Genomic DNA, 13,385 nt, shown 5'->3' on the forward strand with positions numbered 1-13,385 from the left:
TTTCACGGCATCGCGCGCACGGCGCCGAGAGCCCGGATGCATAGCGTGAGGCGCAACGCACCCGAGGAGGACCCGATGTCACACACCACCCCCACCGCCCATACGGTCGAAGCGCCCGTCCGCCGAGCCGGCCTCGTGAAGATCCTGGGCGTGCTCGGGATGCTGGGCGGAGTCGTGCTGATCATCGGCGGGCTCGTCGTCTGGTCGATCGTGTCGGGTCAGCTCCGCGCGGAGAACATCACCGTCCCGGATGATGCGGCCGCCTTCCAGGGCCAGACCGTGGCCGGTCCGTTCACCGCATACGTGCAGGCGGACATCATCCAGCACCACGCACTCGACGCATCCGGCGGCAAGACGTACGCGGAGCTGGACAAGGACGATCCCGTCCGGGCCACCATGATGAACGCGTCGTTCCTGCGCGCGTCGCTGTTCACTTCCGTCGTGTCGTTCGGCGTCGCCGCCTTCGCCATGGGCGTGGGTATCCTGTCGATCATCTTCGGCTTCGCGATTCACCGCCTGGCCTCGGCCCCGGTGGTCGTCCGCCGGTCGGCGGTCACCTCCGGCTGAACAGGGAGGAGCGAGGCCCGCGCCGCGGCGCGGGCCTCCGGCATGCATATGGGACCTGTCGACGCCCTGACCGAGATCGCCGAACTGCTCGAGCGCGAACGGTCGTCGAAGTACAAGTCGAAGGCGTTCCGCGCCGCTGCCGACGCGATTCGAGATCTGCCGGACGACGTTCTCGACGACGTCTCCGCGCTGCGCCGACGTCCGGGGATCGGCGATCGCACGCTGACCGTGATCGTGGAAGCCCGCGCCGGCGGGGTGCCCGCATACCTCGCGGATCTGCGGGAGCGGCGCGGTGTGGTCGTCGCCGGCGAGCTCCGACGTCGACTCCGCGGCGACCTGCACTGCCACTCCGACTGGTCGGACGGGACGACCCCGATCGCCGAGATGGTCGCCGCGGCCCGGAATCTCGGGCACGAGTACCTCGCGTTGACCGACCACTCGCCGCGACTCCGGGTGGCCCGCGGGCTGTCTCCCGAGCGCCTGCGCGATCAGCTCGACGTCGTCGCCGGGATGAGCGGTGAGGGGTTCACGTTGCTCAGCGGCATCGAGGTGGACATCCTCGACGACGGGGCGCTCGATCAGGAGGACGAGCTGCTGCAGCGCCTCGACATCGTGGTCGCGTCGGCGCATTCGAAGCTGCGGATGGCCCGTGGGGCGATGACGCGACGCCTGGTGGCCGCCGCATCCGATCCCCGCGTCGACGTGCTCGGGCACGTGACCGGCCGACTGGTCGAAGGTTCCCGGGGGACGAGGCCGCCGTCCGAGTTCGATCCGGAGCCCGTCTTCGCGGCGTGCGCGGAACACGGGGTGGCGGTGGAGATCAACTCGCGGCCGGAGCGGCAGGACCCGCCAGACGACCTCATCGAACAGGCGATCGCGGCGGGGTGCCTGTTCTCGATCGACTCCGACGCTCACGCCCCAGGGCAGCTGTCGCTGATCGACTACGGGGCCGAGCGCGCGGAGCGGCTGGGGGTTCCCGCCGATCGCATCGTCACGACATGGCCTCTCCACCGGCTGCGGGAGTGGACTGGTCGCACCCGCTCCTGAGAACGCGGCGGTGGAGTCAGGTGCGGTCGCGGAGTGCGGATGCCGCGCGTGCGAGCGAACCGCCCAGCCCACGGCGATCGGCAACCTCTGCGACGGTGTCGGCATCGGTGCCGCGGATGCGTCCCTCGACAGCGCCGAGGTCCAGGTCGCGCACCACCCGGACGACCCGCGGAGCTACCGCGAGGTAATCCGCTGCCGCGGCGAGCTTCGCGCGAACCCCGGCGCTCATGCCCTCGCCCCTCTCGGCCGCCGCCAGGATGCCGTCGAGGTCGCCGTGAGCGGCGAGGAGGGTCGCCGCGGTCTTCTCGCCCACACCGGCCACGCCGGGGAGTCCGTCGGAAGCGTCACCGCGCATCGTGGCGAAGTCGGCGTACTGGTCGGGGCGCACGGCGTACTTCGCCACGACCGCCTCGCCGGTGAGCACATCGAGGTTGCTCATGCCCCGGCCGGTGTAGACGACGCGGATCTGCCGCGCGTCATCCACGAGCTGGATGAGGTCGCGGTCGCCGGTGACGACGTCGACGGGCATCGTCGCGCGCGTCGCGAGCGTGCCGATCACGTCGTCGGCCTCGTGGTCGGGTGCCCCGACGATCGGGATGCCGAGGACGCCGAGGCTCTCGCGGATGGTCGGGATCTGCGCCTCGAGCGGGTCGGGCACGACCTCGACATCGGGACCGGTCTCGACCGTCTCGGCGACGCGGTGCGTCTTGTACGTCGGGATCAGGTCGACACGCCACTGCGGTCGCCAGTCGTCATCCCAGCAGGCGATCAGGTGAGTCGGCTCGTACGTCGTGACGAGCTTCGCGATCATGTCGAGGAAGCCGCGGGCCGCATTGACCGGCCGGCCCTCGGAGTCCTTGACGGTGTCGGGGACGCCGTAGAACGCGCGGAAGTACAGGGATGCGCTGTCGAGCAGCATGAGTCGGTCGCTCATCGCATCATCCTGGCACGGGAGGCGGATCCCGCAGCATCGTGCTGATCCAGACTGCTCAGCATCCGGGCCCCGACGGCGGCTCGGTGCAGACCCGATCGACGAGCGTTCCCCGTGCCTCGAGCACCTCGACGGTGTACCCGGCGGTCGGGATCTCGAGCGCGCCCGGCACCGGTCGCCAGCCGCGGCCGAAATCGACCTCCGCGCGGTAGCGGACGGTGGCGGTCGCGACATAGCTGCCTCGCGAGCGGTACGTGTGGCTCGCGGCTGTCCGGGCGGTGGCTGCGACGGTGCGGGTGCTGCCGTCGCCGGGAGCGATGACGATCTCGTCCGGCGTGAAGCGCACGGTGACCGGCAGGTCGAACAGCGTTCCCGTGGCCGTGTGCTGCGACGTCGCGATCAGGAAGTCGAGCGGGAGCCCGGCGACACCGTAGCCGGCCGGCTGGCTGCTGAGCGCACCCGGTTGCGGAGCGAAGGACGCGACATCGGCGATCGTCGCCTGCGGCAGAAGCGAGACGGTGAAGTCGTCGCACCGGTTCAGCGCCCCGCAGTCTCTCGGTGGGGCTGGCTGGGTGTCGGTTTCGTCGCTCCGGCTCGTGCTCGGAGGCCGTGTCAATTGTCCACTTACGGACAAGTTGCTGCCGCTGTTAGCGACATCACACGTCGCAGTCCAGCTGCCGACCCCGGCGCAGTAGTTGCCGGTCGTGTCGGAACTGGTTGCCGTGGACATGAGCAGGATCGCGATGCTGGTCAGCACGTGGGGTTTCCTTCTCGGCCCTCGATTCTGACGATGACCGGGTGGCCGCCGTTCGTCTCTTCTACCGTCACGAGGAGACTTTGAATCGGCACGCGCTCCGGTGATACGAGTGATTCTCCATCTGCGGCGCGCACTTCCACCGTCGAGACATCAAGGCATACTGCGAGCTGGACGCGGTCCTGCTGCACACTTCCCGCGAACTCAATCGACGTAGTTCTTGAGCTCCCGGAGACAGTCACATTCTGGGAGTTGTAGTTGGATAGAGCTTCTCGATCTGCTTCTTGCACGTCGCCGGTGGTCAGGGCATAGACGGGTTCGAACGTCGTCGGGTCGGAGAGGTCCACGGCATTGAGGGCGTCGACGTAGGCGCGGTAGGTTGCTTCGGCGGCGGCGAAAGCGGCGGTGTCGCTGTCGGTGGGGGAGGGCGCTGTCGCCGTTGGCTCGGGGGTGGGCGAGGACGCGGGGGAGCCGCATCCGGTTGTCAGCAGTGCGACGGCGAGGACGGCGGCGACAGCATGGCGGCGTCGGACGAACATGCCCCGAACGTAGCGACCCCGATCCTCCGCCCGCGGGAACTTTCCACAGGGCTGTCTCGTAGCCTGGAGGGATGCGGAGTGGTGGTGCACATGTCGTTCGGTGAGGCGGCGCTCAGGCGGCGTCCGACGGACGCGGCGCCCTGCCCGTGCGGCGGCGGCGCGTTCGGCGCCTGCTGCGGTCCCATCCTCGACGGGCAGGCGGCGGGAACTGCGGAGCAGCTCACGCGTTCGCGCTACACCGCGTTCGCCGTGCGAGACCGTACCCATCTCGCGCGAACCTGGCACCCTGCGACGCGTCCCGACGATCTGGAGGCGGACGGCCCGGAGGAGTGGACGGGGCTCACGGTCGTTCGGGCCGCCGGCGGCGCGGAGGACGCCACGGGCATCGTCGAGTTCCGGGCCCGGTGGCGCTCCGGTTCCGATTCCGGAGAGCTCCACGAGGTCAGCCGATTCACTCGAGTACGCGGCCGATGGCTCTACGTCGGTGGTGTCGTCGACCCCTCCGCGTGACCGATCGGGACGGGCCGGGCACCCGGCGCCGCCGCGTCGAGCAGGAAGCGCTGGAGGACTGGAATCGAGCGGGTTCGCTCTGATACCCTGGATCGTCACTCGTGTGGCTTCGTCGCCATGCGCATCTGACGCATCATCCACAACCATCCGCCTCGATCGCGGCCGTCGTCCCCGAGATGACGTGCCCCGGATTCGCGGCCCGACACCCTGACCCAACAAGGACAACCCACTACATGACTAACGCAACGACCGCCCCGGCCACCAAGCAGGTCGCTATCAACGACATCGGATCTGCTGAGGACTTCCTGGCCGCGGTCGAGAAGACTCTGAAGTTCTTCAACGACGGCGACCTCATCGAAGGCACCGTGGTGAAGATCGACCGCGACGAGGTCCTCCTCGACGTCGGCTACAAGACCGAGGGTGTCATCCCCTCGCGCGAGCTTTCCATCAAGCACGACGTCGACCCCAACGAGGTCGTCAAGGTCGGCGACGAGGTCGAAGCCCTCGTTCTCCAGAAGGAGGACAAGGAAGGTCGCCTCATCCTCTCCAAGAAGCGCGCGCAGTACGAGCGCGCCTGGGGTGACGTCGAGAAGATCAAGGAGAACGACGGTGTCGTCACCGGCTCCGTGATCGAGGTCGTCAAGGGTGGTCTGATCGTCGACATCGGCCTGCGCGGCTTCCTGCCGGCATCGCTCATCGAGCTGCGTCGCGTCCGCGACCTCACGCCGTACCTCGGCCAGGAGATCGAGGCCAAGATCCTCGAGCTCGACAAGAACCGCAACAACGTCGTGCTCTCGCGCCGCGCCCTGCTCGAGCAGACGCAGTCCGAGTCGCGCACCACGTTCCTCAACAACCTCCACAAGGGTCAGGTCCGCAAGGGCGTCGTCTCGTCGATCGTCAACTTCGGTGCGTTCGTCGACCTGGGCGGCGTGGACGGCCTCGTGCACGTCTCCGAGCTCTCGTGGAAGCACATCGAACACGCTTCCGAGGTCGTCGAGGTCGGCCAGGAGGTCACCGTCGAGATCCTCGAGGTCGACCTCGACCGCGAGCGCGTCTCGCTGTCGCTCAAGGCGACGCAGGAGGACCCGTGGCAGGTCTTCGCCCGCACCCACGCGATCGGACAGGTCGCGCCGGGCAAGGTCACCAAGCTCGTTCCGTTCGGTGCGTTCGTTCGCGTCGCTGACGGCATCGAGGGCCTCGTGCACATCTCCGAGCTGTCGGGCAAGCACGTCGAGCTCGCCGAGCAGGTCGTGTCGGTCGGCGAAGAGGTCTTCGTCAAGATCATCGACATCGACCTCGAGCGTCGCCGCATCTCGCTCTCGCTGAAGCAGGCGAACGAGTCGGTCGACCCCTACGGCACCGAGTTCGACCCCGCCCTCTACGGCATGGTCACCGAGTACGACGAGAACGGGGAGTACAAGTACCCCGAGGGCTTCGACCCGGAGACCAACCAGTGGAAGGAAGGCTTCGACGAGCAGCGTCTGGCTTGGGAGGCCGAGTACGCGGCAGCTCAGGGTCGCTGGGAGGCGCACAAGGCTGCTGTCGTCAAGGCCCTCGAGGCCGAGGCGGCTGCTCCCGCCGACAACGGCTCGTCGTTCTCGTCGGACGTCCAGTCCGCGAGCACCGGCGGCGGCACGCTGGCCGACGACGAGGCTCTCGCCGCTCTGCGCGAGAAGCTCTCGGGTCGCTGAGCCCACACTGATACGACGGAAGGGTCGGAGCCTCGTGCTCCGGCCCTTCCGCCGTTTCCGGGCGACGTAACGAGATTCCGCCGTGCCGTGCGCGCGGGCGTCCGTGACGCGATAGTTTCAGTGCATGGAGAACGAGACGCCGCAACGAACGCGCGCGACCTACGTTCTCCCCGCGCCCCCGCGGTGGGTGGATGCCGTCCTCGGAGACGGTGACCGGCCGCGGTCGGCGATGCTCAATCAGATCGTGACGACGTCCGTCGTGCTCGTCGTTGCAATTGCGGGCCTCATGGTGGGATTCCGCGGTGACACGGCCCTGTTCTTCCTCGCCGTCACCGCTGTCTTCGTGCTCACCGGCGCATCGATCATCGTCCCGTGGGGGCATCTGCCGCCCCTGTGGCTCGCTCTGATCCCGCTGGGCGACATCGTCGCGATCGGCGTCATGCGCGTCGCCGAGCCGACCGGTGGATTCGGGTTGCTCTGGGTCTTCCCGGTCATCTGGCTCGCGGCGGGTTTCGGCGCCGCCGGCTGGCTCGGAGGCATCTTCCTCGCTCTCGCCGCGTACGGCGTGACGGACGCGGTGATCCGGTCGTCGCCGTCATCCTTCGGTTTCCTGCTTCTGCCTCTCCTGCTCATCGCCGTGAGCACGTCGACGTTCCTCAGCAGCCGGCGCGCCAGCGCACAGCGGCTGCTCCTCGACCGTCAAGCAACGGTGCTGACGCAATCTCTCGAGCGAGCGCGCCGACATGAGCAGGTACTCACCGAGGCTCTCGACCGCGTCGACTTCGGCGTCGCGCGGATCGAGTCGGACGGCTCGGCCTCGATCATCAATGACGCCCACGCGCGCCTGCAGCGCGGGTCGCGCACCAGCGGACAGCCTGACTTGTTCTCGGCCGACGGTTCGACACTGCTGGCCGCTGACGAGCATCCACTGGCGCGCGTCCGGCACGGCGAAGCCTTCACCGACGCGCGAATCCAGGTCGGCCAGGGCGAGGACCGCCGTGTTCTGAGCGTGTCGGCGCGGCGCATCATCGAGCCGGACGGCAGGGACTCCGGCGCGGTCGTCGTGACGCGCGACGTCACGGCCGAAACCGACGCGTTGCGTGAGCGCGACGCGCTCGTGTCGTCGGTCTCGCACGAGCTGCGGACCCCTTTGACGTCCATCCTGGGTTACCTCGAACTGGCCATCGACACGCCGGGTGTTCCCGAGGCGGCGCTCGAGAACCTGCGCGTCGCAGATCGGAACGCCGACCAGCTGCTCCGCCTCGTGGGAGACGTGCTGGCGGCGTCGAGTCAGCACAAATCCGCGGCGCAGCTCACCGTCTCACCGGCGGACATCGATCTCGTCGAGATCGTCCACGCTGCCGTGGAGTCGATCCTCGTGAGCGCGGGGGAGCGCGGCATCGTGATCGACGTGTCCCGCGTGGAAGCGGCCCGGGCCTATGCGGACCCCGTTCGCATCCGACAAGTTCTCGACAACCTCCTCTCGAACGCGATCAAGTACAACCGGCCAGGCGGTCGTGTCTCGGTCGCCACCTCGGTCGGCGACCAGTGGGCGTTGATCGCCGTGCAGGACTCCGGGGTCGGGCTGAACGAGGAGGACCTCGGCTCGGTGTTCCAGCGCTACTACCGTGGGGCCGCCGTCCGCGATTCGTCCGTCACCGGCAACGGGCTCGGTCTGGCGATCAGCCGCGATATCGTGCGCAGGCACGGCGGCGATATCACGGTCACCAGCGTTCTGGGCGTCGGCTCGACCTTCTCGGTGACGCTTCCGGCGCGCCGGCCCGGGACGGCGACATCATGATCGATCAGTTCTCCGTTTCGCTCGTGACCGCCGTCGTGGTGCTGGCCTGCGCCGTGCTGTTCATCTTCGATACTCTGCTGCGTCGGCCCGAGCAGAGCGGCCGATTCTGGGCGGTCGGATTCCTGTCCGCCGTACTGACCACGATGTTCTACGTGGTCTGGGCCAGTGCCCCCGAAACGGCCTGGGCCGTCGTGTGCGGCAACTCTGCTGCCGTCGTCGGCACGGGTCTCATGTGGCTCGGATGCCGCGCCTACAACCGGCGGCCGGTGCGCGGAGCCGGTGCCGTCGTCGCGCTCGGAGGCGTCGCCGCCGCGGTCGCCGCCTCCGTCGAGTTCGCTCTGGGCGGCGACGACTGGTCCGGGGCCGTGGTGATGTTCGGAGCGCTGAGCGTGCTGGCTGCGGCAGCGTCGGTGGAGTGCTTCCGCGGTGCCCTCGGCGCGTCCCGTACCGCGCTCCCGCTCGGCATCGTCTTCGGCGTGCAGGCGCTGTTCTACCTCGTGCGCGTCGTGATCGTCGCGACGCTGGGATACGGCGAGGTCTTCGATCTGTGGGCGGGTTCCGTACCCACGAGCATCCTCACCGTGGTCCTCTCGATCACCGCTGTCGTCAGTGCGTCGGTTCTGCGTGCGGGCCGAGTCGGCCTGCGCGGGTCCGATTCGCCGGAGGGGCGCGATGCCGGTTCGGGTGAGATCGCGACGGTCGCGGGCTTCCGGCGTGCGGTCGGCATGAGCGTCCAGCGGGCCAGCGCGCGGCGCGAGTTGGTCGCGGTCTGGGTCATCGAGCTCGACGGCCTCGAGTACATCGCCACCGCGTTCGGTCTCGACGTGGGCGATGAGGTCGTACGGACGTGGCGGAAGACCATGGCGACGAACGCGCCGACGCTCGCTGTCCTGGGGGAGATCGGAGCCGAGCGGATCGGCGTCATCACGGTCGTCGGATCTGCGGCCGACGCGCGACGGCAGGCTCTGGCGCTCTACCGCTCCCTGTTCGAGGCGCTCGGCTCGGTCGAGGGCGGCGTGCTTCCCGCCATCGGCATCGGCGTCGCGCTCAGCGATGCCGTCGGCTACGACGCGGAGGCCCTCATCGAGGCGGCGGCGGCCGCGGCGACCCGTGCCTCGTCGGGGGTGGCTTCGGCCGTGCTGCTCGCCGAACCGTCCTGACGCTGTCCGCGCCGCTGTCAGCGCTGGTCGAGCCGGTACCCCGTGCCCTGGTCCGAGGCGATCAGGGTCGACGTCGCGGCGGCCGCGAACGTCCCGCGCAGCGACTCGACGCTGCGCTCGATCGCCCGCACCTCGTCGGGATCGGGAGCTTCTGCGCGTGACCGGGACCGAAGAGCGAGTGCGAGGTCGTGCTTCGTCCGGGTGCGTCCCTGCGCGAGGAGAAGGGCGCGGAGCACGGACGATTCGGCGTGCGCGAGTTCGATCGGAACGCCCGCGAGGCGGAAGACGCCGTCGATCACCGATACGTCGCCATAGGAGAGATTCTGCGCGGCCGGAGTCGGGGTCACCGACGGTGCGGCATCCACGACGGGCGCCTCCTCGCGTCGCCGCTGTGACGGGATGGCTGCCAGCCGTGCTTTGAGATCGCGCGGCCGGAACGGCTTGCCGAGGTACTCGTCACCGCCGGCTGCCCTGCCGCGCTCGGCGTCGCCCGGTTCCACGAAGGCGGAGATGAAGATGATGTAGGTGTCGCTGAACTCGCGGACGCGACGCGCGACCTCGAACCCGTCGATGCCGGGAATGTTGACGTCGAGGGTCGTGACGTCGGGGGATACCGATCGGATCAGCTCGACCGCGTCGAGGCCGTTCTCGGTCGCGTGCACCGAGAATCCGCTCGATTCGAGGATCGCCGAGAGCAGGCTGCGGATGTCGGCCTGGTCTTCGACGATGACGGCGGTGCGTTCCACGGTGATCCCACCTTCCGCGGGTTGTGTGGAATCCATCGTATCGACCGGGCGACCTCGCGCTCGGCCTAGCGCCCGTGGCATCCTCGGGTGTATGCCTCTGATCGCATTGACAGGCGGGATCGCGTCCGGCAAATCCACGATCGCGCGTCGGCTGGCCGAGCACGGGGCCGTTGTCGTCGACGCGGACGCGATCGTGCGGGACGTCCAGCGCCCCGGGTCTGCCGTGCTCGAGGCCATCAGCGCCGAGTTCGGGTCCGGCGTGATCGCGGCTGACGGCGAACTCGACCGCGCCGCGCTGGCGGCCATCGTGTTCGCCGACCCGGAAGCGCGAACCAGGCTGAACGAGATCGTTCACCCGGCGGTGCGTGCGGAGTCGCAGCGACGCTTCGACGAAGCACTCGGCCGAGGGGACGGGACCGTCGTGGTGTACGACGTGCCTCTGCTCGTCGAGGCTCGCGTCGACGACCCCTGGGATTCCGTCGTCGTCGCGCACGCGCCCGCATCCGTCCGCCGTGAGCGTCTGCAGCGGCTTCGCGGGATGACGGCGGAGGAGGCCGATCGGCGGATCTCGGCGCAGGTCGACGATGACCAGCGGCTCGCAATCGCCGACGTCGTCATCGACACCGCGGGTGACCTTCAGGCGACGCTGGCGCAGGTCGACGCCCTCTGGGCCGAGCTCACCGCGGCGCCGGCCTCGTAGCACGCGCGCACGCTCTGAGCGAAGGCCGGGCCCGATGTCGGTGGCCCCGCCTACGCTGGAATCATGCAGACCACGCGCTCCGTGAGGCCCTTCGAGGTCATCAGCGAATACGTCCCGAGCGGTGACCAGCCCCAGGCGATCGCCGAGCTCGCGGGCCGGATCAACGCGGGCGAGACCGACGTGGTGCTGCTGGGTGCCACGGGTACGGGCAAGTCGGCGACGACGGCGTGGCTCATCGAGCAGGTGCAGCGTCCGACGCTCGTGATGGCGCACAACAAGACGCTCGCCGCGCAGCTAGCGAACGAGTTCCGCGACCTCATGCCGAACAACGCGGTCGAGTACTTCGTCAGCTACTACGACTACTACCAGCCCGAGGCGTACGTCCCGCAGACCGACACCTTCATCGAGAAGGACTCGTCGATCAACGCCGAGGTCGAGCGGTTGCGCCACTCGACCACGAACTCGCTCCTGAGCCGTCGCGACGTGGTCGTGGTGAGCACCGTCTCGTGCATCTACGGCCTCGGTGCGCCGGAGGAGTATCTCCGCGCCATGGTCGCGCTCCAGGTGGGCGAGCGATACGACCGTGACGCCCTCATCCGCAAGTTCATCGCGATGCAGTACAACCGCAACGACGTGGACTTCTCGCGCGGCAACTTCCGGGTGCGCGGCGACACGATCGAGATCATCCCGGTGTACGAGGAGTACGCCATCCGCATCGAGCTCTTCGGCGACGAGATCGAGGCGCTGTACATGCTCCACCCGCTGACGGGTGACGTCGTCCAGAAGTTGGACAGCGTCCCGGTGTTCCCGGCGTCGCATTACGTAGCGGGCACCGAGACGGTCCAGCGCGCCATCGGAACGATCGAGCACGAGCTGGGCGAGCGTCTGAAGGAGTTCGAGAGCCAGGGAAAACTGCTGGAGGCGCAGCGTCTCCGGATGCGGACGACCTTCGACCTCGAGATGCTGCAGCAGCTCGGCTTCTGCTCGGGCATCGAGAACTACTCGCGGCACCTCGACGGTCGGTCTCCCGGCGACCCGCCCCACACGCTGCTCGACTTCTTCCCCGACGACTTCCTCCTCGTGATCGATGAGTCGCACGTAACCGTTCCCCAGATCGGAGCGATGTACGAGGGGGATGCCTCCCGCAAGCGCACCCTTGTCGACCACGGGTTCCGTCTGCCGAGCGCCATGGACAACCGGCCGCTCCGCTTCGACGAGTTCAAAGAGCGCGTCGGGCAGACCGTGTATCTCTCCGCGACACCGGGGCGGTACGAGATGGGCATCGCCGACGGCGTGGTCGAACAGATCATCCGGCCCACCGGTCTCGTGGACCCCGAGATCATCATCAAGCCCTCGAAGGGTCAGATCGACGATCTGCTCGAGGAGATCCGGCTGCGAGTGGAGCGCGACGAGCGCGTCCTGGTGACGACACTCACCAAGAAGATGGCCGAAGAGCTCACCGACTTCCTCGGCGAGCACGGCGTGCGGGTGCGCTACCTGCACTCCGACGTCGACACGCTCCGCCGTGTGGAGCTCCTCACCGAGTTGCGCCAGGGCGCGTACGACGTGCTCGTCGGCATCAACCTGCTCCGCGAGGGACTCGACCTGCCCGAGGTGTCGTTGGTCGCGATCCTCGACGCCGACAAGGAGGGGTTCCTGCGTTCGGGAACCTCACTCATCCAGACGATCGGGCGCGCGGCGCGAAACGTCTCGGGCCAGGTGCACATGTACGCCGACAAGATCACCGACTCGATGGCCGCAGCCATCGAGGAGACCGAGCGTCGCCGTGAGAAGCAGATCGCCTACAACCTCGAGCACGGCATCGATCCGCAGCCGCTGCGGAAGAAGATCGCCGACATCACGGATGCCCTCGCGCGAGAGGCATCCGATACCCGCGACCTGCTGAACGGCAAGGCGACGGCTCGCAACAAGTCGGGCAAGGGCAAGAGCCCCACCCCGCAGCTGCGCCGTGAGGGGATCGCCGCAGAAGGGGCTCAGCAGCTCGAGGCGACGATCGAAGACCTCTCGCAGCAGATGCTCGCCGCGGCAGCGGAACTCAAGTTCGAGCTGGCAGGGCGCCTCCGTGATGAGGTGCAGGACCTCAAGAAGGAGCTGCGTGCGATGGAGCGAGCCGGGCACGCCTGACCGCGGGGGGTGTCAGCGGCGGCGCCGGGTCAACGGGGGCAGTGGAGCAGGGGCTTCGGCCCGGCTCGGTCCACGTCGTGCTCGGTCATCGGGTGGCCGCACAACGGACACGCGCGGCCGGTGCGCTCGGGCTCGGGCTCGCTCTCGTAAGGGCCGACGGACGCCGGCCCGGCGGCACGGATGAGCCGCGAGTTCAGATAGGCGTACCAGCCGCCCGCCTCGCGGACGCGCGTGCGAAGGGGTGGGCGGCGGTCGTGCTCGGTCATGATCATCAGTGTACTAACGATTAGGGCGTATAGGATGCGAGGGTGGACTCCGCCGACGACATGTTGAAGCTCGACAACCAGCTCTGCTTCGCGCTGGTCACCGCGGCCCGGAACGTCGTGGCCATCTACCGGCCGATTCTCGAGCCGCTCGGCCTGACCCACCCGCAGTACCTCGTCATGCTCGCCCTCTGGGAAGTGTCACCGCAGGCGCTGGGGGAGCTGGCGGCCGATATTGCGATGGAGCCGGCGACGCTGTCTCCGCTCGTCAAACGTCTCGAGGCCCAGGGGCTGGTCACGCGCGCGCGGCGGCGAGGCGACGAACGCGTGCTCGAGATCGGACTGACCGCTGCGGGCCGAGCGCTGCGCGCGGACGCGGTGCGTGTCCCCGAACAGGTCATGGCGGCGGTCGGAATGACGGTCGACGAGGTGACCGCTCTGCGCGACGGACTCGAGCCGTTCGCCGGGCGGCGGGTCCCTCGGGAGCAGCCGCCTGTAGCGCAAGAGTGAGCCCAGGGCGAACCGCGGAGC

At 68.7% G+C, this 13,385-nt stretch carries 14 protein-coding genes; 9 read left to right on the forward strand and 5 right to left on the reverse strand.

Going from position 1 to position 13,385, the window contains the following annotated elements; genetic code table 11:
* Positions 1-75 precede the first annotated feature (75 nt).
* Together DO944_RS01495 and DO944_RS01500 are read left to right on the forward strand one after the other, a co-directional pair.
* Entirely contained in the window at positions 76-567 is a 492-nt protein-coding gene (locus DO944_RS01495) for an aromatic ring-opening dioxygenase LigA (protein ID WP_112614002.1), read from the forward strand.
* Between the two features lie 48 nt (positions 568-615).
* Positions 616-1,614 (forward strand): PHP domain-containing protein, encoded by a 999-nt coding sequence (locus DO944_RS01500; protein WP_181574141.1) that lies wholly within the window; start codon positions 616-618, stop codon positions 1,612-1,614.
* A gap of 16 nt (positions 1,615-1,630) precedes the next feature.
* Here DO944_RS01500 and DO944_RS01505 read toward each other — a convergent pair whose 3' ends face one another.
* The 3 genes from DO944_RS01505 to DO944_RS15520 form a co-directional block, all read right to left on the reverse strand.
* Positions 1,631-2,548: a 5'-3' exonuclease gene (locus tag DO944_RS01505; RefSeq protein ID WP_112614006.1), complete on the reverse strand. Its 918-nt coding sequence runs from the start codon at positions 2,546-2,548 to the stop codon at positions 1,631-1,633.
* A gap of 55 nt (positions 2,549-2,603) precedes the next feature.
* Complete coding sequence (locus DO944_RS01510) at positions 2,604-3,161, reverse strand: hypothetical protein (RefSeq protein ID WP_112614008.1); 558 nt, start codon at positions 3,159-3,161, stop codon at positions 2,604-2,606.
* A 134-nt stretch (positions 3,162-3,295) separates the two neighbouring features.
* Positions 3,296-3,838 carry a hypothetical protein gene (locus tag DO944_RS15520; RefSeq protein ID WP_146751990.1) on the reverse strand — a complete coding sequence of 181 codons (543 nt, stop codon included), beginning with the start codon at positions 3,836-3,838 and terminating at the stop codon, positions 3,296-3,298.
* Between the two features lie 78 nt (positions 3,839-3,916).
* Here DO944_RS15520 and DO944_RS01515 point away from each other — a divergent pair, with 78 nt between their 5' ends.
* From DO944_RS01515 to DO944_RS01530, 4 genes are all read left to right on the forward strand, one after another.
* Positions 3,917-4,348, forward strand: coding sequence for a YchJ family metal-binding protein (locus DO944_RS01515; protein ID WP_309300086.1), 432 nt, complete (start codon positions 3,917-3,919; stop codon positions 4,346-4,348).
* 233 nt (positions 4,349-4,581) lie between these two features.
* Positions 4,582-6,039, forward strand: coding sequence for a 30S ribosomal protein S1 (gene rpsA / locus DO944_RS01520; protein WP_023951490.1), 1,458 nt, complete (start codon positions 4,582-4,584; stop codon positions 6,037-6,039).
* A gap of 124 nt (positions 6,040-6,163) precedes the next feature.
* Positions 6,164-7,840 carry a cell wall metabolism sensor histidine kinase WalK gene (locus tag DO944_RS01525; protein ID WP_112614009.1) on the forward strand — a complete coding sequence of 559 codons (1,677 nt, stop codon included), beginning with the start codon at positions 6,164-6,166 and terminating at the stop codon, positions 7,838-7,840.
* Complete coding sequence (locus tag DO944_RS01530; protein WP_112614010.1) at positions 7,837-9,000, forward strand: diguanylate cyclase domain-containing protein; 1,164 nt, start codon at positions 7,837-7,839, stop codon at positions 8,998-9,000. Before DO944_RS01525 ends, DO944_RS01530 begins: the two co-directional genes overlap by 4 nt.
* A 17-nt stretch (positions 9,001-9,017) precedes the next feature.
* On the opposite strand, the gene DO944_RS01535 is transcribed toward DO944_RS01530, so the two are convergent.
* On the reverse strand, positions 9,018-9,746 hold the full coding sequence (locus DO944_RS01535; RefSeq protein WP_181574116.1) for a response regulator transcription factor: 729 nt from the start codon (positions 9,744-9,746) through the stop codon (positions 9,018-9,020).
* Positions 9,747-9,837: 91 nt separating this feature from the next.
* On the opposite strand from DO944_RS01535, the gene coaE reads away from it, so the two are divergent.
* The gene (coaE, locus tag DO944_RS01540) at positions 9,838-10,446 is read left to right on the forward strand and encodes a dephospho-CoA kinase (RefSeq protein ID WP_112614012.1); all 609 of its coding nucleotides are present in this window, start codon (positions 9,838-9,840) and stop codon (positions 10,444-10,446) included.
* A 63-nt stretch (positions 10,447-10,509) separates the two neighbouring features.
* Positions 10,510-12,591 carry an excinuclease ABC subunit UvrB gene (gene uvrB / locus DO944_RS01545; RefSeq protein WP_112614014.1) on the forward strand — a complete coding sequence of 694 codons (2,082 nt, stop codon included), beginning with the start codon at positions 10,510-10,512 and terminating at the stop codon, positions 12,589-12,591.
* A 29-nt stretch (positions 12,592-12,620) separates the two neighbouring features.
* Here uvrB and DO944_RS01550 read toward each other — a convergent pair whose 3' ends face one another.
* Positions 12,621-12,857, reverse strand: a complete 237-nt coding sequence (locus tag DO944_RS01550; RefSeq protein ID WP_378718155.1) for a hypothetical protein — start codon at positions 12,855-12,857, stop codon at positions 12,621-12,623.
* A gap of 60 nt (positions 12,858-12,917) precedes the next feature.
* On the opposite strand from DO944_RS01550, the gene DO944_RS01555 reads away from it, so the two are divergent.
* The gene (locus tag DO944_RS01555) at positions 12,918-13,364 is read left to right on the forward strand and encodes a MarR family transcriptional regulator (RefSeq protein WP_181574142.1); all 447 of its coding nucleotides are present in this window, start codon (positions 12,918-12,920) and stop codon (positions 13,362-13,364) included.
* The last annotated feature ends 21 nt before the right edge of the window (positions 13,365-13,385 follow it).

Source organism: Microbacterium sp. SMR1, from assembly GCF_003289625.1.
In the GTDB taxonomy this organism is placed as follows: domain Bacteria; phylum Actinomycetota; class Actinomycetes; order Actinomycetales; family Microbacteriaceae; genus Microbacterium; species Microbacterium plantarum.